Origin of the sequence: Methylobacterium sp. Leaf93 (assembly GCF_001422345.1) — a bacterium.
Taxonomy (GTDB): Bacteria; Pseudomonadota; Alphaproteobacteria; order Rhizobiales; family Beijerinckiaceae; genus Methylobacterium; species Methylobacterium bullatum.
The window spans coordinates 43,500-68,419 of record NZ_LMMS01000005.1 but is presented as its reverse complement, the minus strand read 5'-3'; the positions used below and the strand labels follow the sequence as shown (position 1 = coordinate 68,419).

Here is a 24,920-nt window from a genome sequence, read left to right as displayed (position 1 = left end):
TTCGACCATCAGCGCTGTAACGGCTCGGCCCGGCCGGAATCCGGCGGGAGGCCGGCGGTGAGCCAGACCTTGAGGGCGTCGAAGGTCCAACTGGCGCCCTCGATCACGTGATGCGATGGGCCTTCCTCGCCGGACCGGTCGAGGAAGGCTTGGAACGAGGCCCACATCGCCCCCGTGTCCCGCTTGCCGTAACCTTCGTAATAGGCGCACCCGCCCGATGCGATCTCCGCCCCCAGGCTGCGGCGGAGGTGATGGGCGATGACCTGCCCGCCCAGGGTCGAGCCTTCCGTGACGTAGAGCGCGCCGAGGAGAGCGGGGCGGGAGTGGAAGCCGGTGCCCGCCGCAAAGCGCGGCAGCGTCTCGATCGCGTCCTGTGTCAGTCCGAAATGGACGAGATCGCGTTCCAGCAGGTGCAGCTTGCCGCGCGGCTGCGCGAAGGCAGGTTCGAAGCTTGCGGCGATTGCGGGCTCGAAGACCCGGTGGAACCCCCACCAGCGGCTGAGGAGAGCGAGGTATCCCTCCCGTGTCGCCATCCGACGCCGCCAGTCGAGCCGGTGTTCCAGATCCTCGTGACGGTCACGTGTCTCCTCCCGCAGCCGTTCGCTCAATGGCGGGTGAGCGGACGCGTGGGCCGCGCGGCTCACGGCAGGCCGACCGGCTCGGGCGCGCCGATCGAGGCGGTCATGATCACCCTCAACCCCGGGTAATTGTTGGTGTTCTCGATTGTGCCGCCGAGGCGGTCGACCATGGCGTTGAGCATCCGAGTCCCGAAGCCGCTTCGCGTGCCGGTCTTGCCCTGGCCCTCATCGGCGACGATCAGGCGGAAGCGGTTGCGATGCTGTTCGAGGCTGATGGCGATCGGCCCGACGGCACCGGCATAGGCGTATTTGTTGGCGTTGATGACGAGCTCGGTCAGGATCAGCCCGATGCTCACGGCGGCATCGGTGGGAATGGTCACGGGGGCGAAGTCGGTACTGAACTGATCCGCCCAATCGGGTCCCATCGACGATTTCATCTCCGTGACGAGATCCTCGAGGTAGCGCGCGAGATCGATCATCTCGACATTGTCGTCGCTGTAGAGCCGCCGGTGGACCAGGGCCACGGCGGACAGACGGCGCTGCGCTTCGCCCAGGGACTTGCTGAGATCCGCGTTGCCCTCCGCCCTCGCCTGCAGGGACAGGAAGGCCGAGACGAGCTGAAGGCTGTTCTGGACGCGGTGGTTCACTTCCTTGATCAGGTAGTCCTTCTGGACCAGCAGGCTTTCCTTGTCCGCCACGGTGGCGCCGAGTTCGCGGTTGAGCTCGCGGATGCGCCGGGTCTGGCGCGCCTCGTACAATTCGCGGACGATGCGCTGCGCCGCCTCGATCTCGGGAAGGGTCCAGGGTTTGGCATGGCCGTGGACCTCCTCGGTCCAGGCCTCGAAGGAGGCGCGGGGGCTCAGGGTGTCGCCGACGGCGACGGCGGCCTTGTGCGGGTTGCCCGCCCAGTTCACGAGTTCGATCTGCTCGGCCCGGAACCACATCAGGATGATCGGCTCATCCCCCGACAGGACCACGGCGAGGAGACCGCTCGCCAGCGCGCGATAGGCGTCGGCACGCGGGAACCGCTTGCTGAGGGCGTGGGTGTGGAGGGCCTGCGCGCCGCCCACCGTCCGGACCCAGGCGGCGATCTCGCGCAGGTCGGCCTCGTCGGCGCAGCGTCCGGTCCGGTGGAGATCCCTGCCCTGCAGGAGCGCGAAGCCATCGGCCCCGAGCATGCGGCGCAGGTCCTCGCTCGTCTCGATGAGGATGTCCGAGAGGGGCGCTTCGCCCAGGACCTTTCCGGAGACCACGTCCTCGGCGCTGCGCAGCTGGAGCCGCTCGCGGTAATCCTCGGCTTCCTCCCGCGACCTGATCTGGCGCGCGACGCTCCCCGCCAGGGCCTGGCAGGCCATCCGCTGTCCGAAGGCGAGGGTGCGGGGCGTGCGGTTGTGGCAGGCGACGAGCCCCCACAGGATGCCGTCCTTGACGATGGAGATCGAGGCCGAGGCCGCCACGTCCATGTTGCGCAGATATTGAAGGTGGATCGGCGAGACGCTGCGCAGGTCGACATCGCTGAGGTCGAGCCGGGACAGCTCCTTCGGCCGGATCGGCTGCGGCACATAGGCGACGTCGGGGATCACCCGGACGCGGTTGCGGATGTAGAGCGCCCGCGCCTGTCTCGGGATGTCGGAGGCCGGGAAATGGTGGTGCAGGAAACTGCCGAGCTCGGGGACGCGGCTCTCCGCGATGACCACACCGGCATCGTCGTCGAGGAAACGGTAGATCATCACCCGGTCGAAGCCGGTGACCTCGCGAAACGAACTCGCCGCCCGCTCACACAAGGCCTTGAGGTCGGCGGCCCGCTCGATGGCGCTCCCGGCACGGTCGAGCCAACCGAGCAGGCTGGCGGCATCTGTCCATTGGGCGGCCTGCGGCTCGAGCTGGATCAGCCATTGGCCGTCCTGGAAGCGGGCGGTGGCATCCATCGCCGCGTGCAGGCCCTCGACCTGCCCGATCACGATGGTCTCGTCCTGTGGCGCGTCGAGAAGGAGAGCGGCGTGGGTCGCGCCGAGGAGTTCCGACAGCGTCCGGCCGGTCCATTCCGTGGCCAGCCGGCCTTCGATGTCGCCAGCGCCACCGACCACCCTCTGGTCTTCGGCGCCCGCGATCAGCAGGAGCCCGTGCGGCTGGATCGCCCCCGGGACATGGATCGGCTCTCGGTCGCAGACGGTCAGATCGGGGCCGAGATCCGAGACGTCACTGTCCTGACGAGGATCCAGGGCCGGATCGATCGTCCGGGGGGCACTCAGTTGCGTCATACGTCCATTCTGTAGCGTCTCTAGGCCGTCGGAAACCTGAACGGCCAACCTCCCGTATCTCCCGAACCGCGTGTCCGAAAGACAATCCTTCTTGGACGGCCGAGTGGGAGCCGGTTCGCCGAGCCCATCCCGCCGCGTGGAGACACGGTACGGAAGGAAATCTGCCGTCCGTCGAAGGTAGGGCGGGGATTTATTTAGTGACTCTAAACAGCTTTGCCATATCGACGCCACACATAGTTTGTCCGTCTTCTATGTGTACTTTCATACAAACGAAATTGTGTTGATCGAAGCTTGGCTGGACTGACGGGAGCGACTGTCCCGGATCGATTCCGCTCACGCCCCCATGAGCACCGACACATGGGCGGCGACCGAATCGCCGAGCCCCTTCAGGTCGTAGCCGCCCTCCAGCAGCGACACGATCCTGCCGTCGCAGGTGCGGTCGGCGATCTCCATCACCTGGGCCGTGGCCCAGGCGAAATCCTCGGCCTCCAGCATCAAATTGGCCAGCGGGTCGCGCCAATGGGCATCGAACCCGGCGGAGATGACGATCAGATCGGGTTTGAACGCCGCGAGACGGGTGAGGATGCGGCTTCGCATCGCCTCCTTGAAGGCGTCGCCGTCGGCGAAGGGCTTGAGCGGCGCGTTGACGATGGTGCCGTGCTCGCCCTCCTCGGACACCGCGCCGCTGCCGGGATAGAGCGGCATCTGGTGGGTGGAGCAGAACAGCACCGACGGGTCCGACCAGACGATGTCCTGCGTGCCGTTGCCGTGATGCACGTCCCAATCGACGATGGCCACGCGCTCCGCCCCGTGGACTTTCCTGGCGTGAAGGGCGGCGATCGCCGCGTTGTTGAACACGCAAAAGCCCATCGCCTTGGTGCGTTCCGCATGGTGCCCCGGCGGTCGCATGGCCGAGAAGGCGTTGCGGGCCGTGCCCGTCATCACGAGGTCGACGCCCTGCACCGCCGCCCCGACACCGCGCAGGACGCAATCCATCGTTCCCGGCGAGAGCACCGTATCGGAATCGAGATGGGTCAGGCCCTCGCTCGGCACCGAGCGGAGGATGGCGCGGACCCATTCCTCGGGATGGGCGAGGAACACCGATTCGAGGGCGGCGGCCTCGGGCGAGCGGCGGTCGAGGCCGGAGAAGTCCGCCGTCCCGAGGGCCTCCCGGACCGCCTTCATGCGCTCCGGCCGCTCGGGATGTCCGTGCGGCGTGCGATGCTCGAACGCGGCCGCATGATGGAACAGAACGGTCATCGACATCTCCCCTCGTCAATCTGGCATCGGGTATACCAGCTCGTGCGAGGGATGACAGGAGCGGGAATCAGGCTCGCAAGTGCCGGAGGGCCTCGGCGTGGAGGCCGGCATTGGCCGCGGCCACGACCCGTCCGTCGAATGCCGGGGTCAGGGGGCGACCGTCCCAATCGGTCATCACCCCGCCCGCCCCTTCCACCACCGGCACGAGGGCCATGACGTCGTAGACCTGGAGCCCCGCTTCCACCACGAGGTCGCAATGACCGCTGGCGAGGAGGCCGTAGGCGTAGCAATCGCCGCCGAAGCGGCGCAGGCCCACCGCTCCGCTCAGCCGTGCGAAGGCCTCCGCATCCGCGCCCTCGAAGATGTCAGGGGAGGTCGCGAACAGGCGTGCCTCGTGAAGGTGTCTGCCGCTCGTCCGGGCGGGCCGTCCGTCGAACCACGCCGCGTCGCCGGTTCCGCACCAGCGTTCGCCGAGCGCTGGCATGTCGATGACGCCGACGATCGGCCGCCCGCCGGAGACCAGGGCGATGAGCGTGCCGAAGAGTGGCATGCCGGTGATGAAGCTCTTGGTCCCGTCGATCGGGTCGATCACCCAGGTGAGCGGCCGCTCGAAGTCCCCGCCCTCCTCCTCTCCGAGGATGCCGTGACCGGGATAGACGCTGCGGATTTCGGCGCGCAGCAGGGATTCGATGGCGCGGTCGGCGGCGGTGACCGGGCTCGCATCGGCCTTGGCTTCCACCGGCAGTTCGGTGCGGAAATAGTGCCGGGCGAGGGGGGCGGCGAAATCGGCGAGGCGATGGGCGAAGGCGAGAAAATCCGCCTTCGTCGCCTCGTCCCCGGACGGGATCGGCACTGCATCCACGCCCATCACAGGCGCCTCAGCCAGAGCGGCCAGTCGGGATGGTGGAACAGGGTGCGGGCCCGCATGTGCTTCCAGGTTCCGTATTTGTAATAGTCGAAATCGAGGGTCGAGACGGCCTCCTGGATCATCGCCCAGGTCGCCCATTTGAGATCGCCGAGCGCCTTCAGCACCGCGATGCGCGCGTCGATCTCGGGGGTCCAGCGGCCGAAATAGGCCTCGATCATCTCGCGCTCGATGGCGTCGGGGAACGCCATCTCGTCGAACCAGAGGGCAAGCTCGTAGGCGCGCTCGTTGTTGGAGGCGTATTCGAAGTCGACCAGTAGGACATTGTCGGACGCGTCGATCATGAAGTTGCCGGCCAGCGTATCGTTCATGCACGGCACGAGATCGAGGCCGGAGGCCGTCATCGAGGCTTTCGCCTCGGCCACGCAGCGCATCAGATAGGCCTGGTCGGCGGGAAGCCGGCCGCCCACCTCCGCGACCTGTTCGACATGCTCCTCGATCATCTCGAAGATCGTCTTCGTCAGCCCGAGCGGCGCGGAATCGTTGAAGGCCTTCAAAGCCTTCACGGCGTTATGGCGCACGGCCGGGCGGAGGAAGTCGAGATTCGAGGAGGCGCGGTAACCCTCGACGAAGGCGAAGATCTCGACTCCGGCATCGGGCAGGTAGTCGACGACCTGGACGCCGTAGCCACAGGCTTCCGCGCGCCGGCTGGCATCGTTGGCGCAGTCGCGAGCGATGAACATCTCGGTGCCACGGCCGGGCATCTTCACGAAATAATCCTGCGTGTCCCCGATGGCGACGCGCCAGTTGGTGTTGCTGATCCCGCCCGCCACCGGCCGGTAGCGCATCGGCCGGCCCCGCCAGGCAGCGATGCCGGCGAGCACGCCCTCCAGGGCGCGCTCGCCCTCGCTGATGCCGTCGCCCAAGCCTTTCCAGCTCATCGCCGTCCGCTGCCTCCCATCTCGAATGCCCGTGTCACAGCCGGCGCAGCCAGCTTTCGAAATCGCGTGCACCGATGGTCGTGCGCGCGTGCAGAAGCCGCCAGGTTCCGTATTTGTAGAACTCGATCCCGCTTCGCGCCGAGGTCACCGCACGGGTGACGCCCCAGAGGCCGCCCATCACGTCATCGACCGCGCCGTAGAGGCGGCAGCGGTTGTAGAGGCGCTCGTCGAACCGGCCGGTATAATGCTCCACCGCCTCGTGCCGCTCCGGCTCGAAGAGGCAGGTCTCGTTGAGGAGGGCGCCGAGATCGAACCAGGGGTCGTTGTCGCCGGCGAGGTCGAAATCGACGAGACGGATTTCCCCCTTCCCGATCATGATGTTCGAGGCGATGCCGTCATTGTGGCAGAAGGCGAGGTCGATGCCTGACGCGTGGATCGCCTCGCGCACGACGGCCATCGTCGCCACGAGCCGGTCGGTCCCGTCGGGGAGCGGCGCGCCGGCGGCACGGGCTTCGGTGGCGAGGCTCTCGATCCGCTCGAAGGGGCAGACGCGATGGCCGAGACGACCGTCGCCATGGAGCCGCGCCTTGGCGTCCAGCACCTTGGCCAGGATCGCCCCGTCCTGAAGGTCGCCGACGCGGGCGTAGCGCCAGGGCTCGGGCAGGTAGGCGAGGCCGAGCGCCCCATCCGCCTCATGGACCACCTCCGGAGCGATTCCGAGGCGCGCGGCCTTGCCGGCCGCCTGCGCCGCCACGAGCGTTACATCACCCGCCATATCGGCGTGGCGGAGCTTGAGGAAGACCGGCTCGCCCTCGCGGAACGTGATCCGTACGCAATCCGACGCCACGGCCTGGTGAGTCGGGGACGCCACCGGCGCTGCGGCTAGCCCGTAGCGAGGCAGGCGCGCGATCCAGTCCGGCCGCGTGGCGATGATGGCCTCCACGCGGTGGTCGAAGGCGGTGCCGGCCTCGCCGTAGACTATCATCGCTCCCCTCCGAACGCATCGTTCGGCCGCCTGAAGAGCAAGGCCCGTTCCGGAGATCCGCCGGCGCGGCACAGGCGCCATGCGGCGCGTAAGGCCACCGCGAGCCCGGCTTCGAGATCGGCCGGCCGCGTCAGCTCGGCCTCGTTATGCGCGATGCCGTCGACGCTGGGGACGAAGACGATGCCGGTGGGGCATTGGCCGAGCAGGCTGATCGCGTCGTGGCCGGCCACCGTATCCATGCGCAGCGACCGAAGGGATGCTTCCTCGGCGCAGGCGGCGACGAGATCGCACACGGCCTCCGGCAGGAGGCGGATCGGCCGCAGGGTCCGGCCGGGGATCGCCGCCACGACGCCTGCGCGCTCCGCCGCATCCGTGATCGCCGCCTCCGCCATGAGGCTCGCATCGGTGAGGAGGGCATTGTCGGCCGAGCGCAATTCCACGCTCAGTTCCACCCGCGCGGGCACCACGTTGGGGGAGTTCGGCTCCACCAGGATGCGGCCGACGGAGGAATGGAAGCGACCGGGCCAGCGCTCGGCGATCTCCCTCACTTCGGCGATGAGATAGGCGGCGGCGAGCAGCGCATCGCGCCGGCGCGGCATCGGGGTCGGGCCGGTATGGGCCTGCTCGCCGGTGAAGACCACGTCGATCTTGGCCGCCCCCCAGTTGCGGGTGACGATGCCGATGTGCGCCTTGGCCTTCTCCAGGACGAGGCCCTGCTCCACGTGGAGTTCGAGATAGCAGGCCGGGAGCGGCGGCGGCCGGTCCGTGCCGAGGAACCCGATCCCGTCCAGGGCCTCCCGAAGGGTGATCCCGGCATCGTCGCGGCTGGACGAAGCCTCCTCGATCCGGCGCGCGCCCGCATAGGTGCCGCTTCCGAGGAGGCTCGGCCGGAAGCGCGCGCCCTCCTCGCCGGTCCAGTTCACCGCGCAGAAATCCGCCCCGAAGGTCTCGCTGGCGCGCCGCGCCCGCATCAGGGCGGCGCCGATGGCGGCGGCCGCGACCACACCGTAGGTCCCGTCGAAGCGGCCGGCCTTGGGCTGGCTGTCGAGATGGGAGCCCATCATCACCAGCGGGGCACCGGGACCGTCGGTGAGAGGGAAGACGGCGAATTGGTTACCCACCGCGTCGAGGAGAATCTCGGCGCCGGTCTCGCGGGCGGAATTGGCGAAGAGGCGACGGGCCTGTCCGTCCTCGGCCGAAGCACAGAGCCGGGTGATACCGCCGCCCGGTGTCGCGCCGCAGGCGGAGATCTCCGCGAAAAGCGCGTGGAACGCGCGGGCTATCGCTGCTGCGTCAGGAACTGATGAGATCGATGTCATGCTGGGTGAAATGATCCAGGAACGGCTGCGGCGGCGGCCGGTCGGTGACGAGGGTGAGCCGTTCCGAGAGCCCGAAGGTGCAGAGGTTCGCCTGACGGCCGAATTTGCGGGAATCGGCCAGAAGCACGCTCTGGCGCGCCTGGCCCCGCAGCACCTTCCGCAGGGCGGATTCGTGCTCCTCGTAATCCATCCAGCCATGGGTGAGGTCGCAGGCCGCGATGCCCATGAAGGCGATGTCGAAATAGAAGCGCTGCGCGTAGGCCACCGTCTCGTAGCCCACGAGGGCGTTGTCCCGCGCCCGCAGCATCCCGGGCGTCAGGTTCACCCGCGCGGGGCCGCTGCCGAGATGGAGCGCCACGTCGATGGAATTCGTCGTCACCGTGAGGTTGCGGCCGCTGAGGCGCCGGGCGAAGGCGAGGGTCGTGGTGCCGGTGTCGATGAAGATCGACATCCCGTCGCGGATCAGCCCCTCGGCATTGGCCGCCACCTTTGCCTTCTCGCGCGGGTTGGTCTTGCCCCGCTCCTGGAGCGGCCGGTCCTGGTCCAGGCGGGGTGGCACCGCGCCCCCGTGGATCCGCCGCAGGACGCCGCGCTCCTCCAGCACCTTGAGGTCGCGCCGGATGGTCTCCTCGGAGACCCGCAGATAGGCGGCCACGTCGGAGACGCCGACCCGCCCCGTCCCGTTCAGACGGGACAGGATCTCCTGGTAGCGGTGGTCGGTCAGCATCGGCGTCGGCGTCTCCCCATTTCGCCGAAGAGTAGCGATTTTGGTGAGCCGAGGCCGCAGGAAAACACGTGTCCCACACGATGTTTCCCACGGAGATTGCAATTGCGTCGCTCGTGCCGGGGGAAGCCGCCATCGATGCCGGTTTCCAGAACCCTCCGGCGATCGGGAGCCGCGCTGGAGCCCGTTGAGCGGGATCGGGCAGATCCAACGCGGCGGCCTGTCCTGTCCGATTGATCATGCCGCCAGAATCACGCTGCCTGAGCCGAGATGACGAGGGATGCCGGTGCCGCTTTCCATGACGACACGTGACGGCCGGACCTCAGCGGAAAGGTCCCCGGCGCAGGTCACCTGTCAATCCGATTCTGACCGAAATGTGGGATTTATGCGTATTTGCCTGAATTTTCCGCCTTATGCTGTCTGTGAGATCACACATGCCCGTTTCCGTGCCCGACTTGTCCATCCGGCTCCCGCGGGTCCGCCGCATCAGGCTTATCGGGTCTGCTTCTTATGGTTGAAGATCAGTGATTTAGCGTCGAAACACAATCTGTCGGTGTCGTGCAAAGAATTCGAGTGAGAAATGGAACTTTTCTCGAGTGCACACCCCGCTGTGGCATTGGCCTTGCGGAACCCTCCCAATCTCACAATTCCCCGCGCCTGGGCTCCTCCGACGAGCACGAGACCCGAAAGGCGCGGGGAACAGCAGCAGGGGGACGTTCGACGATGCCGAGAGACGCGACAGAGAAACCCGCGAGCGCCGCCGTCGCGCGCTCCGCTCGCCGCACCGGGCTTCCGGCCCTCCTGGGCGGTGCGTTCCTCGCCGCGGGCATGCTGTCCGCCGAGGCTCAGACCGCCTCGCCCGTCGGCGAACTCAATAATCAGACGCAGCCGCGCACCGACCGGGACATCGCCTCGAAACCCGCCGATCCCGTGCGCACCGGGCCCCTCGCGCCCTGGGCCACCGACATGGCGGCGCGGGGACTGACCTTCGACGTCAACATCTACGACTTCTACCAGGCCAATCCGAGCGCCGGCCTGCGCACCGGCGAGCAATCGAACGCCGCCTATTTCGTGCTCAGCATGACGGCCGACATGCAGAAGCTCGCCGGCATCGCCGGCGGCTCGATCAACTTCACGCAAACGTTCTTCGGCCTCGTGCGCAACCTGAACATGGCCGGTGACATCGGCGACACCACGGTGGGCTACCAGCCGCCCTACACGCCCAACAGCACCCGCCTCTCGCTGCTGACCTACCAGCAGAAGCTCCTCGACGACCGCCTCGTGGTCGAGGTCGGCCGCACCCATCCCGACCGCTATTACGGCCTGCCGCCGTGCAACTCGATCAATTCCTGTTTCCAGGACATGTTCTACTTCAATGCCGGCTTCACCTCGCCGCTCTTCGGCGTCTGGGGCGCCAACATCGCCTACAAGCTCTCGCCGACCACCTATATCCAGGCTGGCGCCTTCAGCGTGAACCCCAACACCAACGTCCTGTCGGGCTATGATTTCGGCTACGAGCGCCTGTCCGGCGCCGTCGTGATGACCGAGATCGGCCGTAAGACCGACTACACGATGGAGGCCTATCCCGGCCGCGTCTCGCTCACCGGCTTCTACAACACCGCCGACCACGACGATAACTACAAGACCATCGCCGGCACCTCGAAGGGCCTGAACCCGGGCACCCCGTCCCTGCAGAAATCCGGCACGTCGGGCGTCGTCCTCACCGGCACGCAGACCCTGTGGCGGGCCGATGGCGGGCGTGACGCGAGCAACCCGCATCCCACCGCGATCTCGGCCTATACCGGCACCGGCTACGCCTTCGACCCGACGATCCCGATCCGCTTCAATTCCTTCGCCGGCCTGTTGCTGCAGGCGCCCGACCAGGGCCGGCCCAACGACTCCTACGGCATCAAGGCCAATTGGCAGCGGCTGAACCAGAACTATGCCGACTTCCTGTCGGATGCGAACTTCATCTCGGGCGGCACCGGCGAACCCTATTCGCGCGACAAGTTCGTGTTCGAGGTCAACGCCCATTTCGATCTCGGCGCGGGCGTCATCCTCGAGCCGGTGGTCCAGTACGTCGTCAACCCGAATTCCTACTATAACCCCTATACGGCGCGCCGCGCCAAGGACGGGTTCTACGGCGGCTTCACCCTCGTCGTTCCCCTCGGAACGCTGCTCGGCCTCGCGCCGGGCTAGGCTCTTGGAGGCCTGCGGCTCCAATTTCGTCCGACAGCCGGTTCCGTTCGCGCGGAGCCGGCTTTTTCGTCCCCGGCGCCTCGCCGATGCGGTGTCCGACCGCTTGCGCAAAACAGCGTATGGCGGATCGCGCCGTCTCCCGGCATCGAGGGGCGCACCCTCTCCAGGAATTCGCCATGCCCGCCGTCGACGCCCTCTACCGCTATCCGATCAAGGGTCTGTCGGCCGAGGCGCTGACAAGCATGAGCGTGACCCCAGAGGCGGGGCTCGCCCATGACCGGGAATACGCCCTGGCGCTGGGGACCACCCTGTTCGACCCGGACAAGCCGGAGCCCCTGGACAAGGGCTTCTTCCTGATGCTGCGCAACAACACGGCGCTGGCTTCCCTCGCGACGCGCCTCGACCCTGAAAGCCATCGCCTGACGATCCGGCGCGACGGGGAGGAGGTATTCGCCGCCGACCTGTCCACCGAGGCTGGGCGTGCCGGGACGGAGGATTTCTTCGCCGATTATCTCGGCGAGGAGACCCGCGGGCGGCCGCGCCTCGTGCGGAGTGAGAACCACAAGTTCACCGATGCCAGCGTGCTCTCACCGGTGATGATGCGCGCGATCTCGGTGGTGAACCTCGCCTCGGTTCGGGCGCTCTCCGAGGCGACGGGGCGGGAACTCGACCCCCTGCGCTTTCGCGCCAATATCCATCTCGACGGGCTGGAGCCGTGGCAGGAGCTCGACTGGGTGGGGCGCGAGTTGAGCATCGGCCCGGTGCGCCTGCGCGGCCTCGCCCGCACGCCGCGCTGCGGGGCCGTCAACGTCAACCCGAAGACCGCCGAGCGCGATGCGAACCTGCCGAAAGCCATCATGAAGCATTTCGGGCATGTGGATCTCGGGATCTATTGCGAGGTCGTCGAGGGCGGGACGATCACCACTGCGGATGGTGTCGCCCTCGGCTGAGGGAGGTCCAATCCCCCTTGTGGGCTTCTGGATTCAGAAATCGGCCCGATAGCCGTTCCCTCCGTCCAAGAGGGTTCGACATGAGGCGCGACGGGCTCCCTCTCCTTCCAGGAGAGGGGACCCGTGGTGCCCGCGAGAGGTGCGACTATCGTAGCCCACAAGGGGGAGGAGGGCTTCGAGTCGTGGCTTCGTCCTCAGCTTAGCCTCACCAGGCTCGGCGCCTTGCGGTAGCCGGTGGCCGCCTCGTAGGCGTAGGCGAAGCCGAGGAGGTTGGCTTCGCTCCACATCCGGCCCACGAAGATCAGGTTGAACGGCGAGCCGCTGGCATAGGCCCCCGCCGGCAGCGTCACGCCGGGCAGGCCGGCGATGTTGATCTCGCACACCGTGGTTTCGTTGATGGCGACACCATCGTTCAACGGCGGCAGCTCGTTGCGCATCTGCGGGAAGACGAGGCCGTCGAGACCCTGCTCGTCCATGACCCGGTTGAAGATGTCGAGGTAAGCCTCTCTGAGGGCGAGGAACTCGGAGAGGTCGGGCGGGCGCGTCGGGTCGGCCAGGATCGCCTCGAAGACCGGATATTGGTGGAGGTAGCGCAGCACGCCCTTGGGGCCGAACGCATCCTCCTCCGCCGTCGCCTCGGCGAAGGACGCGACGCTCCGGAGCGCCGCGCTCGACCCGAGGCGCTGCAGGTAGAGGTGCAGGTCGTAGGGCACGGATTCCATGCCGCGCGCGTCGAAATAGTTCAGGCCCTCGGTGGGCTCGGCGAGCGCCGCGAAGCCCGTTCCGGCGAAGGGATCGGCGACCAGGGTCGCGCCGCAGGCGGTGATCTCGCTCTGTGCCCGGCCATAGAGCTCCGTCGCCTCGGGCGAGAGCGGCAGGTCGCGCCAGCCGGGACCGAACAGGCCGAGGCGCTTGCCCCGGAGGCCGTCCTTGTCGAGTTTCGAGGTGTAGCCGCCCTTGGGCCGCTTGCCGATGCCCGCCACGGTCTTGGGGTCGGCGGCGGTATAGCCGGCCAGCACGTCGAGGGTCAGGGCGGCGTCGCGCACGCAGCGGGCGATGGGGCCGACCACGTCGCGGGTGCTGCCCGCCAGCGGCACCACGCCGGCATTGGGGACGAGGGCGAAGGTCGGCTTGATGCCGACCAGCCCCTGCGCCGAGGCCGGGTTCTGGATCGAGCCGCCGGTCTCCTCGGCGAGGCCGAGCACCGCGAGGCTGGCGCCCACCGCCGTGGCCGTGCCGGCGCTGCTGCCGCCGGGCAGGCAATCGGGCGCCGCCGAATTCAGGGTCGGCCCGGCCCAGCTGTCGTTGGCGTGGCTGCCGGTGGCGCTGAGGACGGGGACGTTGGTCTTGCCGATCATGACACAGCCGGCCGCCCGCATCCGCGCCACGACGGGCGAGTCGGTCTCGGGGATCAGGTCGACGCCGCCGGCTTGCGCGCTGAGGAAGCGCCAGCCCGCCGTGGTCGGCAGCCCGGCCATGTCCATCGGGTCCTTGATCACCACCGGCACGCCCGCAAGCGGTCCCAGCGTCTCGCCGGCGGCGCGGCGCGCGTCGATGGCACGGGCGTCGTCCAGCGCCTGCGGGTTCATGACGATGATGGCGTTGTAATGCGGGTTGTAGGCGGCGATCCGGTCGAGGAAGGCCAGCGTCAGCGCCTCCGAGGTGACGCCGCTGGCGAAGGCGTCGGCCACGTCGGAGAGCGTCATCTCGACGATATCGAGGTCGGGGGTTGGCGTCGGGGCGGCAGCCATCGCGGGATGTCTCCTTGGTTGGAATGGAAAGGTGTACGGAATGGGCCGGGCGGCCTCATTCCATGCCGACGAATTCCTCGATCATCGCCCGGTCGCGGGCGATCTCGGGCGGGATCTCACGGGTGACGACCCCCTTCTGCAGGATCAGCACCCGCTCGGAGAGGCCGGCGATGAACGTCAGGTTCTGCTCTACGAGGAGGATCGTGAGGCCGCGCGCCCGGCCGATGGCCTGCAGCGTCTCGATGATCTCCTCGATGATCGAGGGCTGGATCCCCTCCGTCGGCTCGTCGAGGAGGAGGATGCGGGGATTGCCGCAGAGGCAGCGGGCCAGCGCCAGCAATTGCTGCTCACCGCCCGACAGCGCCCCGCCCGGCCGGTCGAGATAGGCTTTCAGCCGGGGGAAGACACCGAGGATGTCCGCGATGGTCTCGTCCTCGTCCCTGTCGGAGAGCAGGCAGCCCATGCGCAGGTTCTCGCGCACGCTCAAGGTGGCGAAGATCTCCCGCCCTTGCGGCACGAAGCCCATGCCGAGCCGCGCCCGCGCCGTGGGCGAGCGCCGGGCGATGTCCTCGTCCCCGAGGCGGATGCGCCCGGCGGTGACGGGCAGGTAGCCCATCAGGGTGCGCAGCAGGGTCGTCTTGCCCATGCCGTTATGGCCGAGGATGCCGACGAACTCGCCCTCCCCCACGGTGAGCGAGACGCCACCGAGGATCGGGATGCGGCCGTAGCCGGAATGCAGACCCTCGACGGACAGGAGCGCGGGCTTCACCGCCGGGACGGCGTTCGGGCAGGTGGAGAGTGGGATCGGCGGGATCGGCGGGATCGCGTTCATCGTGCGGCTCATATCGGGGCGCTCATGCGGCCTGCTTGCCGAGATAGACATCGCGGACGCGTTGGTCGGCCAGCACGCGCTCCACGCTGTCCTCCATCAGGATGCGGCCCTGGTTGAAGACCGTGACGGTCCTGGCGATCATCCGGATGAAGGGCATGTCATGCTCCACCACGATGAGGGCGTGGGTGCGGTTGATCTCGCGGATGAGCTCGGCGGTACGGTGGACCTCGTCATGGGTCATGCCGGCGGCGGGCTCGTCGAGGAGGATCAGCTCCGGTTCCTGGGCCAGCACGGTGGCGATCTCGACCCATTGGCGCTGGCCGTGGGCGAGCTGGCCGACATTGCGTTCGGCGATGGAAGTGAGCTGGAGCCGGGTCAGCGTCTCGTCGACGATGGACCGCGTCCGGGCGATGGACTTGCGCCGTCCCGCCGCCACGAACACGTTCTCGCGCACCGACAGGCCGTTGAAGACGTTGGGCACCTGGGTCTTGATGCCGACCCCGAGCCTGGCGATCCGGTGCGGCTCGGCCCCGGTGATGTCCGTGTCGCGGAAGCGGATGCGGCCTTCGCTCGGCGTCAACTGCCCCGTGAGCATCTTGAAGAAGGTGCTCTTGCCCGCGCCGTTGGGGCCGATTAGGCAGCGCAACTCCACCTCGCCGAGGGTGAAGTCGACATTGCCCACCGCCGTCACGCCGCCGAAGCGCATGGTGACGCCCTTGGCCTCGACGAGCGGGCGAAGCGGGGCTTTTGCGGTGGCTGCCGGATGCGTCGCGGTCATGGACGGACCTCCGCGGGCCGGGCATCGCGGACGGGATCGGACGCTCCCTCCCCGGCCGGGCGGGCTTTCGCCACGAAGTCGGGGATGCGCATCAGCAGGGTCCTCACGACGGGCAGAAGGCCCTGCGGGATCAGAAGGACGAAGGCGACCAGCACGATGCCGAGGCCGAGATTGGAATCGACCACGTTCTGCGAGCCGGCCTCAATGATGAGCCACTGGATCAGCACCGCGCCGAGCATCGGCCCGACGAGGGTGCCGAGGCCGCCCACCAGCACGAAGATGATCACCTGCGCCGACATCGACAGGCCGAACACGGTGGGGCTGATGAAGCCGCCCCAATTGGCGTAGAGGCAGCCCGCGAGGCCGGCGACGGCGCCCGAGATCATGAAGGCGAGGAGCTTGTACAGGCGCGGATCGTAGCCGATGAGCTGCGCCCTAGTCTCGTTCTCGCGGATCGCCACCACGACGCGGCCGAAGCGGCTGGCCAGCACCCAGCGCAACAACGCGTAGACCAGGATCAGGGCGCCCATGGCGGCGTACCAGACGCCGTCATTGTCGAGCGGGTTGCCCGCGTCGCCGAGCTTGTTGAGGGCGGGGATCGCCGGGATGCCGTTGAACCCGCCGAGTTCCGCCTCGCCGATCCGGTACTGGCTGCCGGAGGTGGTGTTCACGAGCTGGAACAGGATCACCGAGACGGTGAGGGTGATGACGCCGATATAGGCGTCCGAGATCCGGCCGTAGAACATGAAGTAGCCGAGCAGCCCCGCGAACAGAGTCGGCACCAGGATGGCGATGAGGATGGGCAGCGTGCTGTCGCCCATGTTGATGACGGAGACGGCGTAGGCGTAGCCGCCGAGCCCGAGGAAGGCGGCCTGCCCGAACGACATCACCCCGCCATAGCCCCAGATGAAGCCCTGGCTCAGGGCGAACATGGCGAGCGCGGCGAATCCCGTGGCCTGGACGAGGCCGAACGTGTCGAGGGCGTGCGGCGCCCCGAACAGGATGGCGAGCATCAGGCCGAGGGTGACGAGGAACCCCATGGCGGAGCGGCGGTCGACGGGATTCATAGGCTGCGCCTCAGGTAGCGGCCGGTGATGCCCTGCGGCAGCACGCGGATCAGCAGGATCGCGGCGACGAGGAGGGCGACGTCGCCGATGACGGGCGTGGTCCTGAACGAGACCAGTTCGTTGATGAACCCGAACACCGAGGAGGCGAGGCCCGTGCCCGTGACGATGGCGGGGCCGCCGCCCAGCACGGTGATGAAGGCGCGGGAAATGTAGGCCGCCCCCATGGATGGGGAGACGCCGGAGATCGGCGCGAGCACGCCGCCGGCCAGCCCCGCGAGGGCCGCGCCGAGGCCGAACGTCGCCATGTAGATGCGGTCGGGGGAGACGCCCATGGCGGCGGCCATGCGCGGGTTCTGCATGGTGGCGCGCAGGATCAGCCCGAACTTCGTCATGCGCAGGAGGAGGAACATGCCCGTCAGCACAGCGAGCGCCGTGGCGATGATGACGAGGCTGTAGAGGCTGGCGCCGTAGCGGCCGATCTCGAAGCTCCCGACCGGCGTCGAGACGCCCCGCACGACGTTGCCGTAGAGCGTGGTGATCAGGCCGATCAGCCCGAGGCTGATGCCCCAGGTCGCCAGCATCGTGTCCATCATCCGCCCGTAGAGGAAGCGGATGACGGTGCGTTCCAGGATCAGCCCCACCGCCCCCACCACCAGGGGCGGCAGGACCAGCATGGCGATCCAGATGTTCACCCCGGCGCCGTTCGCCATCACGGCGGTGTAGGCGCCGAGCATCATGAACTCGCCATGCGCCAGGTTGATGATGCGCATCATGCCGTAGATCACCCCGAGACCGAGGGTGATCAGCACCAGCGTGGCGATGCCGGTGAGGACGTTGAAGGTCAGGAGCCCCGCGAGATCCATGAAGCGGCGCCTCAGCCCTTCAGGTCGGGCGTGAACTGCTTGTTCATGCGCGGATTCTTGACGAGGTCGCAGGCGCCGCCGGTATCGGCCGGGAACGAATCCGGGAAGGTCGCCAGCTGCTCCCATTTCCGGTCCTTGGGCCGGGCGAGATAGGTGTTGCGGATGGTGTGGTGGGTGCCCGGATCCATCGTCACCTTGCCTGTCGGCGAGTCGATGCTGATGCCGCTCTCCAGCGCCGCCACGACGGCGTCGCGCTCGATCGAGCCGGCCTTCTTCACCCCTTCCGCCCAGAACATGATGCCTTCGTAGGTGGCGGTGTCGAGCTCGCTCAGATCGGTGACGTCGGCGCCGAACTTGGCCTGCATGCCGGCGACGAAGGCCTTGCTCGCGGGCGTGTCGAGGTCGTTGTACCAGCCGTAGCAGGTGAGGATGCCGTTGGTGGTGGAGGTGTCCATGGTGGTCAACTCGTCGCCGAGGCCGAACACGCTGGCGCCCATGGGGATCTTGCCCTTCATGCCGGCGGCGTCCCACTGGCGGTAGAAGCCCGAATGGTTGGCGCCGACGAGGGCGGAGAGGACGATCTCCGGCTGGGCCTGCTGGATGCGGCTGATGGCGGAGGAGAAGTTCGTGACGTCGAGGGGGAAGAAGTCGGTGCCGGCCACGGAGCCGCCGCCATCCTTCATGAACTTCGTCATCCAGCTCGCGGTGATGTGACCGTAATTGTAGTCCGCGGCGACGATGTAGGCCTTCTTGCCCCAGTTCTTGAGGGCGTAATCGACGATGTGGTTGACGGTCTGGGCCGGGGTCGAGCCGGTGCAGAAGACGTTGCGGTCGCAGACGCCGCCCTCGTACTGGGTGTTGTAGAAGTAGAGGGTCTTGGAACGGCCGAAGATCGGCCGGATCGCCTCACGCGAGGCGGAGGTGATGCCGCCCTGGATGACGTCGACCTTGTCCTTCAGGGCGAGGGTCTGAGCGTATTGCGTATAGAGTTGCATGTTGGACTGGGTGTCGTAGGCGATCAGCTTGATCGGCCGTCCGAGCAGGCCGCCGGCCTTGTTGAGCAGTTCCACCGTGTATTCGGTGGTCTCGATCATCCGCTTGCCTTCGAGCCCGAGCGCCCCGGTCCCGTCGAGGAGGCTGCCGAGCTTGATCGGCTCCGCCGCGAGGCCGTTGCGCGCGAAGAACGGCATCGCCACCGCGCCGCCCGCCCCTGCCAAACCGAGCTTGAGCGCATGGCGACGGTTCATCGTGCCCTTGGTCATCGATATCACTCCGCTTCGTGCCGTCTGCACGGACGATCGCCGCCGGCCGCGCCGGAGTGACGTAACAAGATCGATGCCAACAAATCTCACATTACGGGCAAGGTCGGGCGAGCGCGCCGGATGCCTCCTCCATAGGCAGGGCGAGGACCGTTTCGCCTCGCCTCAAGGCACGAAAGCCACAGATCACGCACGAGCCGCATCGGCGCGGAGAGCGTCCCGCGTGGCCGGTCAGGCGGCGCGCACGGTGGCGAGGAACCGGGCCACCTCCGTGCCGAGATGGTCGGATTGCTGCGACAGCGCCGAGGCCGAGGCCAGGACCTGGCTCGCGGCGGCGCCGGTCTCCTCGGCCGCGTTCGCGACGCTGGCGACGTTGGCGGTGACCTGTCCCGTCCCCATGGCCGCCTGCGACACGTTGCGGACGATCTCCTGGGTGGCGGCGCCCTGTTGCTCCACGGCGGCGGCGATGGAGGTGGCGACGGTGCTGATCTCGCCGATCCGCGTGGTGATGGTTCCGATCGCCGAGACCGCCTGCCCGGTGGAGGCCTGGATGCGGCCGATCTGGTCGCCGATCTCCTGGGTCGCGCGGCTCGTCTGGCTGGCGAGCTGTTTCACCTCGGCGGCGACCACGGCGAAGCCCCTGCCCGATTCACCGGCCCGCGCCGCCTCGATGGTGGCGTTCAACGCTAGCAGGTTGGTCTGCCCGGCGATCTCCGAAATGATCGACACCACGTCGCCGATCCGGCCCGCCGCCAGACTGAGTTCCTCGACGAGGGAGGCGGTCCGTGCCGCCTCGTTCACCGCGAGGGTGGCGAGATGGGCCGATCCGTCGACCTGACGGCCGATTTCCTGGACCGAGGAGCCGAGCTGTTCGGCCGCCGCCGCCACGGTGTTGACGTTGGAGGCCGCCTCTTCCGCCGCCGCCGCCACAGTCAGGGATTGCGAGGCGGTGTGCGCGGCCGTCGCCGTCATCGCGCGCGCGGTGCCCTGGAGCTGGCTCGCCGCCGCCGCCACGGTGCCGACGATGCCGCCCACGGCCCGTTCGAAATCCCCCGCCAGCCTGTGCATGGCGGCCTGCCGCTGGGCTTCGGCGCCGGCGCGCGCGAGCACGGTCTCTTCCTCCAGGGCGCGCATCTCGATGAGGCGCGTCTTGAACACCTGCACCGCATCCGCGATCGTGCCGATTTCGGTCCCCTCCCCCTGGCGCGGGATCGCCACGGACAGGTCGCCCGAGGCCAGCGCCTGCATCGGCTCGACGACCGAGGCGATGCCCCCGGTGACGCCGCGGATGATCCAGAACGCGAGCAGGGCCGACAGGACGAGGCCGCCGAGGCCCGCGCCGAGGACGAGGGTCTCGGTGCGGTCGAAGGCCTGCCGGCTGGCGAGGCGGGACGTCTCCGCCGCCTCGTTGTTGATGGCCACGAGCCGGTCCGCCAGGGATGTGCACAGGCGCTGGAGTTCGGTGGACTTTCCCTGCAGCCGCTCGAGCCCATCCTCGTTCATCCCGCTGCGCGAAAGATCGAGGATCGCCTTGTTCTCCTTCTGGTAATCGAGCCAGGTCGTGGTGAGCGTGTCGTAGACGGCCTTCTCGCCGGGGGACGTGGCCAGACTCGCATACTCGGCCAGGATGCGGGTGACCTTGCCCTGACGGTCGATGATCTCGGCATCGTAGCGCGTCTTCGAATCCGGATCGATCGCACCGAGATGGCGATAGATGCTGATGGCGTAGCGCCCGATCCAGCCGGAGATCTCACCGGCCTTGGCGACGCTCGGCAGAGCGTCCGATTGCACGCTCACGAGATGTCCGTTGATCGTCCGGGTGGCGGTCAACGCCACGGCCCCCAAGCTCACGAGGAGCAGCGTCGTGATCGAGAAGGCGCCGATGAGGCGCGCGCGCAGGGAAAGGCGGCTCAGCATGAAAAGCGTTCCGGTGACGGGAAGCCATCTCTGGATGGTATCCGACCGGAAGGTGCGCAAAATATCTAAATAATTCTTAAAGCGGAGCGGTGGCCCTCTTCGAGATTTGTCGCCAAAACTCAGGGCACATGATCGCGCGTTGTGCATTTTGACTATCATCGTGCAAGAATTGCCCGAATTTAGTCGTGCGATCATGCATTTTTGACATGAGCGTTATGTGCGAGTGATGCGGTTACGGGCAAGATCGTCTTGCCGCTCGCTCACGCTTGCTGAGGCGGGAAGGAATCGCCGCCCTCCGTCGCCTCGGCCCTCGCCGCACGGTCCCGCTCGGCCCGCAACTCCTTCTCGGCCATGAGCCAGAACTTGATCTCGAACCCCATCGGCTGGTGATTGCGCTCCCAGAGTTCATAGGCGCGCTGGCGGATCTGATCGAATGTCGGCCCAGTGTCGCGGGCCGTCGCATCCCGCATCATCTGTGCCGTGCCTCGTGCTGATCCTGCCTCATCCGAACCCTGTTTCAGCATTCCCCGCCGGCCTCGTTTCGCGTCTGTCGCGTGTGATGTGGATGGGGCCATGGCATGGTCCCGGCGCCGGGACATTTACACATGGCAAGAGCGGGACCGATGTCGGGCTATTCCCCGCGACGGCTCCCGGATCGACAACGATCCATCTCGAACCAGGGCGCCTCGGCGCCGTTGTCGCACATGCAAGAGGCGGGCGCCCGCCCGCGGGAGGGAGATGGACCGTGCGGGAGGGCTCTTCCCGCGCTTCCTTCACCCGGGCGCGTCGCACGACGGGAACGGGCTGTCGGACGCGAAATCCTCGGACCTTTCGGCGACAGCGAGTGTGCTCGGAAGCACGTGATGGCGCGTGCGAGGTGGATCGACGCGTCCCGCGCCGCGCGGTCGATGATATGGCCTCGTTCCAAGCGGGAGCAGGATCGGCTCCGTGCCCATCGTCCACCGTCGCCGATACGAGAGCATGTTCCACCTGATCTTCGGTTTGCCCTGCCTGTACGTCATCACCAGAGTCCTCTGGCCCCTGCCATGGCCGCTCGCCGTGAAGGCCGGCGTTGCGGTCCTCCTGCTCATCGCGTCGCAGTACCATCTGTGGAGCCGCCTCTCGTCCGGCTCTGTCTTCGCGCCCGAATTTCCCCGGCTGCTGATCGTGCTGTTCAACTGGGCCTTCGGGGCGATCGTCCTCCTGGCGGCGATGCAGCTGACCCTCGACGCCGCGGCGCTGGCCTCCAAGGTCATGCCCGGCGGAGGCTGGGTGATCCCGGCCGGTTGGCGCTATTTCGAGGCGGCGCTGGCCATGCTCCTGTCGGCGGTGGCGGTGCAGCAGGCGGTGCGGGTGCCACCGCTCAAGGACGTCACCGTCGAGATCGAGAACCTCCCGGCCGGTTTCGACGGCTTCACCCTGCTCCAGCTGACGGACCTGCATCTCAGCCGCCTGTTCCCGGCGGCCTGGGCGCAGGAGGTGGTGACGCGATCCAACGCGCTCGGCGTCGACCTCGTGGTGGTCACCGGCGACCTGATCGACGGGGCCCTCGCATCGCGCCGCGCCGATGTCGAACCGTTGCGTGGTCTCCATGCCCCGGACGGCGTCTGGGTGATCCCCGGCAACCACGAGTATTTCTTCGACTATGCCGGGTGGATGCGCCGCTATGCCGAGCTGGGCATGGGCGTGCTGGAAAACCGTCATACAATCCTCAGGCGCGGTGCCGATGCCTTGGTCCTCGCGGGCGTGACCGACCTGTCGGCCTCGCATTCGGGCCGCCCGGTGCATGACCTCGACACCGCCTTGGCCGGTGCGCCGCCCGATGCCCCCATCGTCCTCCTCGACCATCAGCCGAAGGATGCGGCGCGGGCGGCCGCCAAGGGGGTGGCCCTGCAACTCTCCGGGCACACGCATGGCGGGATGATTTGGGGACTCGACCGGCTGGTCGCGCGCGCCAATGCCGGCTTCGTCTCCGGCGCCTACGCGGTCGGAGGCATGACGCTCTACGTCAATAACGGCACGGGGCTGTGGCCGGGCTTCGCCTTGCGGCTCGGGCCACCATCCGAGCTGACGCGCATCACGCTCCGGGGCAAGCCCCGATCATAGTCCCGACCCTAACCGATGAGGACGACGGCCTTGCGTTCGTAGGATCGCCCGTCGATCTCGCCGGCGATGAAATGCGCCACGTCGGCCCGGGAGATCAGGCCGTTCCGCCAGGATGAGGACTCCGTCAGGATCTTGTAGCGTCCCGTGGCCGAGCCGGGCGTGAGCACGCCGGGCCGGACGAAGGTCCAGTCCAAGCCAGAGCGGCGGATCCGCATCTCCTGGGCGTCCTTGTCGTCATAGGCCCGCCCGAACACGAGGCGGAAGGGGATGCGCTGCAGCAGGCCGATAGCGTCACGGCTGTCGCCGGTGCCGAAGCCCGTCACGGAGAGGATGCGCCGCACGCCGGCTGTCTCCATGGCCGGTACCAGCACGTTGGTGGCGGAAGAGAATAGGGTCACCGGCCCGAGCAGTGACTTCGCCGGCACACCCAGCGCCTGCACCACGACGTCGATGCCCTCCAGGGCGGATGCGATATCGGCGGCGTTCAAGGCGTCGCCGGGGAAGCGTTCCAGCCCCTGGCCCGACAGCGACATGGTCGCGGCGGACCGGGCGAAGGCCCGCACGCGATGGCCGGCCGCCAGGGCCGCCTTCACGGTTTCCAGGCCGATGCCCTGGCTGGCGCCGATGACGAGGACGTGGGCCATGTCCGGTTTCCTGGTGGGTGAGGTGAAGAGGGAGGGAATGGTCGCTCAGGCGACCGGGACCTGCATCGCGAAGCCGAGACCGGCCTCGTCGATCCGGCGGGTGAAGCTTCCGCCGAGGCTGCGCTCGATGGTCTGCTTCAACAGCCGGGATCCGAACCCGCCGCCATCGGACACGACCGCCCCCGAGGATGCCGAGGTCTCCTCCCAATCGAGCGTCAGCGTGCCGTCCGAAACACGCCCCGTCACCGTCAGCGTGCCACCTCCCGACAGGGCACCGTACTTTGCCGAGTTGGTGGCGAGCTCGTGCAGGATCATGGCGTAGTCGTTGACCTTGTCGGGAGGCGCCACGGCGGCCTCCTCGACGTCGATCGCGATGTTGCCGCCGTCGAGATAGGGGGACAGGATCCGCTCGGCCAACGTCCGCAGCCTGACGTTGCCGTGGTCGCCGGCCTGTGCCCGCGTCGCGAGGGTGGTGGCTTCGTGCAGGACGCCGAAGCGTTGCGACAGGTCCTCGGCGAAATGCGGGGTCGAGGTGGCGCCCCGGGCGACGATGGCGGTCAGCGCCCGGGCGACGGAGAACATGTTCGAGACGCGATGGGCGAGCTCCGCCGCCAGGAGGTGCTCGGCCTCTTCGGCGCGTTTCTGCCGGGTGACGTCGAGAAAGATGGCCTGGACCCATTCGCCGACCTTGCCGGCCTCCCCACCCACGCCGCGGGCGGAGACCCAGCGTGCGTGAGGGCCGTCGCCGATGCGGAAGTCGAAGCTGTAGGGGTGGGAATCCGCCTCGCTCGCCGCCCAGTCTCGCATCATCGCGCTGCGGTCTTCCGCGTTCACGCGCTCGAACAGATCGTCGATGGGGACGACGGACTCGGAGGTACCCCAGAACTCGCGGCAGAGCCCATCGAGCTGGGCCAGCCTACGCGTCGGTGACCAGGCCCATAGGGCGACACCGCCACGATGAATGGTGTCGGTAAAGCTCGCCAGCGTCCACTCGTAGCCAGTCGACGTCACATCCTCGGCCATGCAATTCCTGATCGATCCCTGAACATCGGCGATGCCGATCGCATCGCCGGGGGGACAAGCCGCACGGCCGTAATTTGCTCCCTCACGCCATCGTCATCATACAACCGCGGTGATCACTTCGCCTTCTCCGGTCCTGGCTCGCGAAGGCAGGTACGCGGCGGTCCAAAGAGGGCGGTTCAAGTCGTTCCCTTCGGGCGGCATCGTCGTGACGACATCACGCAACCGAAAGCGGTCGGACCGCCTTCATCCTCCCGGGCGTTCGCGGCTTGGGGTCAGCCCGATCTCCAATTCGACGAGGAGGGGTGGATGGTCCGAGGCCCGGCGGGCGAGGGTCGTGCGCGCTACCTCCGGTCGCCGTACCCGGACTCCCGGCCCGACGAAGACATGGTCGATCCGGAAGAGCCTCAGCGGCTCGGGATGGTGGCGGAGCCAGACTTTTGCACGGCGATCCGCCTCACAGGCGGCAGTGATGTCAGCCACCCGCTCCGGCGACAGGCGCCCGTCCATGCCGCGGCAATGACGGATGTCGTCGGACAGGATGCGGATGCTGATCGAACGGTAGGCACGGACCGTGACCAGCGCACGCCCCCGCAAAAGG

22 protein-coding genes are annotated in these 24,920 nt (G+C 67.8%); 3 read left to right on the top strand and 19 right to left on the bottom strand.

The window, feature by feature from the left end; genetic code table 11:
• Positions 1-8: 8 nt before the first annotated feature.
• The 8 genes from ASF26_RS06240 to ASF26_RS06205 all read right to left on the bottom strand — a co-directional run bounded on the left by ASF26_RS06240 (position 9) and on the right by ASF26_RS06205 (position 8,936).
• On the bottom strand, positions 9-644 hold the full coding sequence (locus ASF26_RS06240; RefSeq protein WP_082477534.1) for a biliverdin-producing heme oxygenase: 636 nt from the start codon (positions 642-644) through the stop codon (positions 9-11).
• Complete coding sequence (locus ASF26_RS06235; protein ID WP_056250948.1) at positions 641-2,839, bottom strand: histidine kinase dimerization/phosphoacceptor domain -containing protein; 2,199 nt, start codon at positions 2,837-2,839, stop codon at positions 641-643. Before ASF26_RS06235 ends, ASF26_RS06240 begins: the two co-directional genes overlap by 4 nt.
• Positions 2,840-3,172: 333 nt before the next feature.
• Complete coding sequence (locus ASF26_RS06230) at positions 3,173-4,099, bottom strand: histone deacetylase family protein (RefSeq protein ID WP_056251111.1); 927 nt, start codon at positions 4,097-4,099, stop codon at positions 3,173-3,175.
• A 67-nt stretch (positions 4,100-4,166) separates the two neighbouring features.
• Complete coding sequence (hisN, locus tag ASF26_RS06225) at positions 4,167-4,967, bottom strand: histidinol-phosphatase (protein ID WP_156462886.1); 801 nt, start codon at positions 4,965-4,967, stop codon at positions 4,167-4,169.
• Positions 4,967-5,905 (bottom strand): phosphotransferase, encoded by a 939-nt coding sequence (locus ASF26_RS06220; protein WP_056250947.1) that lies wholly within the window; start codon positions 5,903-5,905, stop codon positions 4,967-4,969. Before ASF26_RS06220 ends, hisN begins: the two co-directional genes overlap by 1 nt.
• A gap of 34 nt (positions 5,906-5,939) precedes the next feature.
• The gene (locus ASF26_RS06215) at positions 5,940-6,890 is read right to left on the bottom strand and encodes a phosphotransferase (protein WP_056250944.1); all 951 of its coding nucleotides are present in this window, start codon (positions 6,888-6,890) and stop codon (positions 5,940-5,942) included.
• Positions 6,887-8,209, bottom strand: a complete 1,323-nt coding sequence (locus ASF26_RS06210; protein ID WP_056250941.1) for an allantoate amidohydrolase — start codon at positions 8,207-8,209, stop codon at positions 6,887-6,889. The genes ASF26_RS06215 and ASF26_RS06210 overlap by 4 nt, the downstream gene beginning before the upstream one ends.
• Positions 8,184-8,936 carry a DeoR/GlpR family DNA-binding transcription regulator gene (locus ASF26_RS06205; RefSeq protein ID WP_056250938.1) on the bottom strand — a complete coding sequence of 251 codons (753 nt, stop codon included), beginning with the start codon at positions 8,934-8,936 and terminating at the stop codon, positions 8,184-8,186. The genes ASF26_RS06210 and ASF26_RS06205 overlap by 26 nt, the downstream gene beginning before the upstream one ends.
• Before the next feature lie 825 nt (positions 8,937-9,761).
• Here ASF26_RS06205 and ASF26_RS06200 point away from each other — a divergent pair.
• Together ASF26_RS06200 and ASF26_RS06195 are read left to right on the top strand one after the other, a co-directional pair.
• A complete protein-coding gene (locus ASF26_RS06200) occupies positions 9,762-11,132 on the top strand; it encodes a carbohydrate porin (RefSeq protein WP_156462893.1) in 1,371 nt (456 codons plus the stop codon).
• A gap of 176 nt (positions 11,133-11,308) precedes the next feature.
• Complete coding sequence (locus tag ASF26_RS06195; protein ID WP_056251105.1) at positions 11,309-12,082, top strand: MOSC domain-containing protein; 774 nt, start codon at positions 11,309-11,311, stop codon at positions 12,080-12,082.
• 194 nt (positions 12,083-12,276) lie between these two features.
• Here the strand turns inward: ASF26_RS06195 and ASF26_RS06190 are convergent, their stop codons facing one another.
• The 8 genes from ASF26_RS06190 to ASF26_RS06155 form a co-directional block, all read right to left on the bottom strand.
• Complete coding sequence (locus tag ASF26_RS06190; RefSeq protein WP_056250933.1) at positions 12,277-13,833, bottom strand: amidase; 1,557 nt, start codon at positions 13,831-13,833, stop codon at positions 12,277-12,279.
• 55 nt (positions 13,834-13,888) lie between these two features.
• Positions 13,889-14,677 (bottom strand): ABC transporter ATP-binding protein, encoded by a 789-nt coding sequence (locus ASF26_RS06185; RefSeq protein ID WP_244475849.1) that lies wholly within the window; start codon positions 14,675-14,677, stop codon positions 13,889-13,891.
• Positions 14,678-14,687: 10 nt separating this feature from the next.
• Complete coding sequence (locus ASF26_RS06180) at positions 14,688-15,443, bottom strand: ATP-binding cassette domain-containing protein (protein ID WP_056250931.1); 756 nt, start codon at positions 15,441-15,443, stop codon at positions 14,688-14,690.
• On the bottom strand, positions 15,440-16,510 hold the full coding sequence (locus ASF26_RS06175) for an urea ABC transporter (protein ID WP_056250929.1): 1,071 nt from the start codon (positions 16,508-16,510) through the stop codon (positions 15,440-15,442). The genes ASF26_RS06180 and ASF26_RS06175 overlap by 4 nt, the downstream gene beginning before the upstream one ends.
• A complete protein-coding gene (locus ASF26_RS06170) occupies positions 16,507-17,373 on the bottom strand; it encodes a branched-chain amino acid ABC transporter permease (RefSeq protein WP_056250926.1) in 867 nt (288 codons plus the stop codon). The genes ASF26_RS06175 and ASF26_RS06170 overlap by 4 nt, the downstream gene beginning before the upstream one ends.
• 11 nt (positions 17,374-17,384) lie before the next feature.
• Positions 17,385-18,635: an ABC transporter substrate-binding protein gene (locus tag ASF26_RS06165; RefSeq protein ID WP_147833176.1), complete on the bottom strand. Its 1,251-nt coding sequence runs from the start codon at positions 18,633-18,635 to the stop codon at positions 17,385-17,387.
• Positions 18,636-18,863: 228 nt separating this feature from the next.
• Complete coding sequence (locus tag ASF26_RS06160; RefSeq protein WP_056250923.1) at positions 18,864-20,549, bottom strand: methyl-accepting chemotaxis protein; 1,686 nt, start codon at positions 20,547-20,549, stop codon at positions 18,864-18,866.
• 260 nt (positions 20,550-20,809) lie between these two features.
• On the bottom strand, positions 20,810-21,022 hold the full coding sequence (locus ASF26_RS06155) for a DUF2934 domain-containing protein (RefSeq protein ID WP_056250919.1): 213 nt from the start codon (positions 21,020-21,022) through the stop codon (positions 20,810-20,812).
• Between the two features lie 508 nt (positions 21,023-21,530).
• Between ASF26_RS06155 and ASF26_RS06150 the strand changes: the two genes are divergently transcribed.
• Complete coding sequence (locus ASF26_RS06150; protein WP_056250917.1) at positions 21,531-22,655, top strand: metallophosphoesterase; 1,125 nt, start codon at positions 21,531-21,533, stop codon at positions 22,653-22,655.
• Positions 22,656-22,663: 8 nt separating this feature from the next.
• Here ASF26_RS06150 and ASF26_RS06145 read toward each other — a convergent pair whose 3' ends face one another.
• The 3 genes from ASF26_RS06145 to ASF26_RS23230 all read right to left on the bottom strand — a co-directional run bounded on the left by ASF26_RS06145 (position 22,664) and on the right by ASF26_RS23230 (position 24,916).
• Positions 22,664-23,299 carry an NAD(P)H-binding protein gene (locus ASF26_RS06145; protein ID WP_056250912.1) on the bottom strand — a complete coding sequence of 212 codons (636 nt, stop codon included), beginning with the start codon at positions 23,297-23,299 and terminating at the stop codon, positions 22,664-22,666.
• 45 nt (positions 23,300-23,344) lie between these two features.
• On the bottom strand, positions 23,345-24,322 hold the full coding sequence (locus tag ASF26_RS06140) for an HWE histidine kinase domain-containing protein (protein ID WP_056250910.1): 978 nt from the start codon (positions 24,320-24,322) through the stop codon (positions 23,345-23,347).
• A 243-nt stretch (positions 24,323-24,565) separates the two neighbouring features.
• The gene (locus ASF26_RS23230; protein WP_056250907.1) at positions 24,566-24,916 is read right to left on the bottom strand and encodes a hypothetical protein; all 351 of its coding nucleotides are present in this window, start codon (positions 24,914-24,916) and stop codon (positions 24,566-24,568) included.
• Between the last annotated feature and the right edge of the window lie 4 nt (positions 24,917-24,920).

What these genes read in the sequence shown, in the direction of transcription:
- ASF26_RS06235 (WP_056250948.1), bottom strand. Translation starts at nt 2,839, where the DNA reads ATGACGCAACTGAGTGCCCCCCGGACGATCGATCCGGCCCTGGATCCT.
- ASF26_RS06230 (WP_056251111.1), bottom strand. Translation starts at nt 4,099, where the DNA reads ATGACCGTTCTGTTCCATCATGCGGCCGCGTTCGAGCATCGCACGCCG.
- hisN (WP_156462886.1), bottom strand. Translation starts at nt 4,967, where the DNA reads ATGGGCGTGGATGCAGTGCCGATCCCGTCCGGGGACGAGGCGACGAAG.
- ASF26_RS06220 (WP_056250947.1), bottom strand. Translation starts at nt 5,905, where the DNA reads ATGAGCTGGAAAGGCTTGGGCGACGGCATCAGCGAGGGCGAGCGCGCC.
- ASF26_RS06215 (WP_056250944.1), bottom strand. Translation starts at nt 6,890, where the DNA reads ATGATAGTCTACGGCGAGGCCGGCACCGCCTTCGACCACCGCGTGGAG.
- ASF26_RS06210 (WP_056250941.1), bottom strand. Translation starts at nt 8,209, where the DNA reads ATGACATCGATCTCATCAGTTCCTGACGCAGCAGCGATAGCCCGCGCG.
- ASF26_RS06205 (WP_056250938.1), bottom strand. Translation starts at nt 8,936, where the DNA reads ATGCTGACCGACCACCGCTACCAGGAGATCCTGTCCCGTCTGAACGGG.
- ASF26_RS06200 (WP_156462893.1), top strand. Translation starts at nt 9,762, where the DNA reads ATGCTGTCCGCCGAGGCTCAGACCGCCTCGCCCGTCGGCGAACTCAAT.
- ASF26_RS06195 (WP_056251105.1), top strand. Translation starts at nt 11,309, where the DNA reads ATGCCCGCCGTCGACGCCCTCTACCGCTATCCGATCAAGGGTCTGTCG.
- ASF26_RS06190 (WP_056250933.1), bottom strand. Translation starts at nt 13,833, where the DNA reads ATGGCTGCCGCCCCGACGCCAACCCCCGACCTCGATATCGTCGAGATG.
- ASF26_RS06185 (WP_244475849.1), bottom strand. Translation starts at nt 14,677, where the DNA reads ATGAGCCGCACGATGAACGCGATCCCGCCGATCCCGCCGATCCCACTC.
- ASF26_RS06180 (WP_056250931.1), bottom strand. Translation starts at nt 15,443, where the DNA reads ATGACCGCGACGCATCCGGCAGCCACCGCAAAAGCCCCGCTTCGCCCG.
- ASF26_RS06175 (WP_056250929.1), bottom strand. Translation starts at nt 16,510, where the DNA reads ATGAATCCCGTCGACCGCCGCTCCGCCATGGGGTTCCTCGTCACCCTC.
- ASF26_RS06170 (WP_056250926.1), bottom strand. Translation starts at nt 17,373, where the DNA reads ATGGATCTCGCGGGGCTCCTGACCTTCAACGTCCTCACCGGCATCGCC.
- ASF26_RS06165 (WP_147833176.1), bottom strand. Translation starts at nt 18,635, where the DNA reads ATGACCAAGGGCACGATGAACCGTCGCCATGCGCTCAAGCTCGGTTTG.
- ASF26_RS06160 (WP_056250923.1), bottom strand. Translation starts at nt 20,549, where the DNA reads ATGCTGAGCCGCCTTTCCCTGCGCGCGCGCCTCATCGGCGCCTTCTCG.
- ASF26_RS06155 (WP_056250919.1), bottom strand. Translation starts at nt 21,022, where the DNA reads ATGATGCGGGATGCGACGGCCCGCGACACTGGGCCGACATTCGATCAG.
- ASF26_RS06150 (WP_056250917.1), top strand. Translation starts at nt 21,531, where the DNA reads ATGTTCCACCTGATCTTCGGTTTGCCCTGCCTGTACGTCATCACCAGA.
- ASF26_RS06145 (WP_056250912.1), bottom strand. Translation starts at nt 23,299, where the DNA reads ATGGCCCACGTCCTCGTCATCGGCGCCAGCCAGGGCATCGGCCTGGAA.
- ASF26_RS06140 (WP_056250910.1), bottom strand. Translation starts at nt 24,322, where the DNA reads ATGGCCGAGGATGTGACGTCGACTGGCTACGAGTGGACGCTGGCGAGC.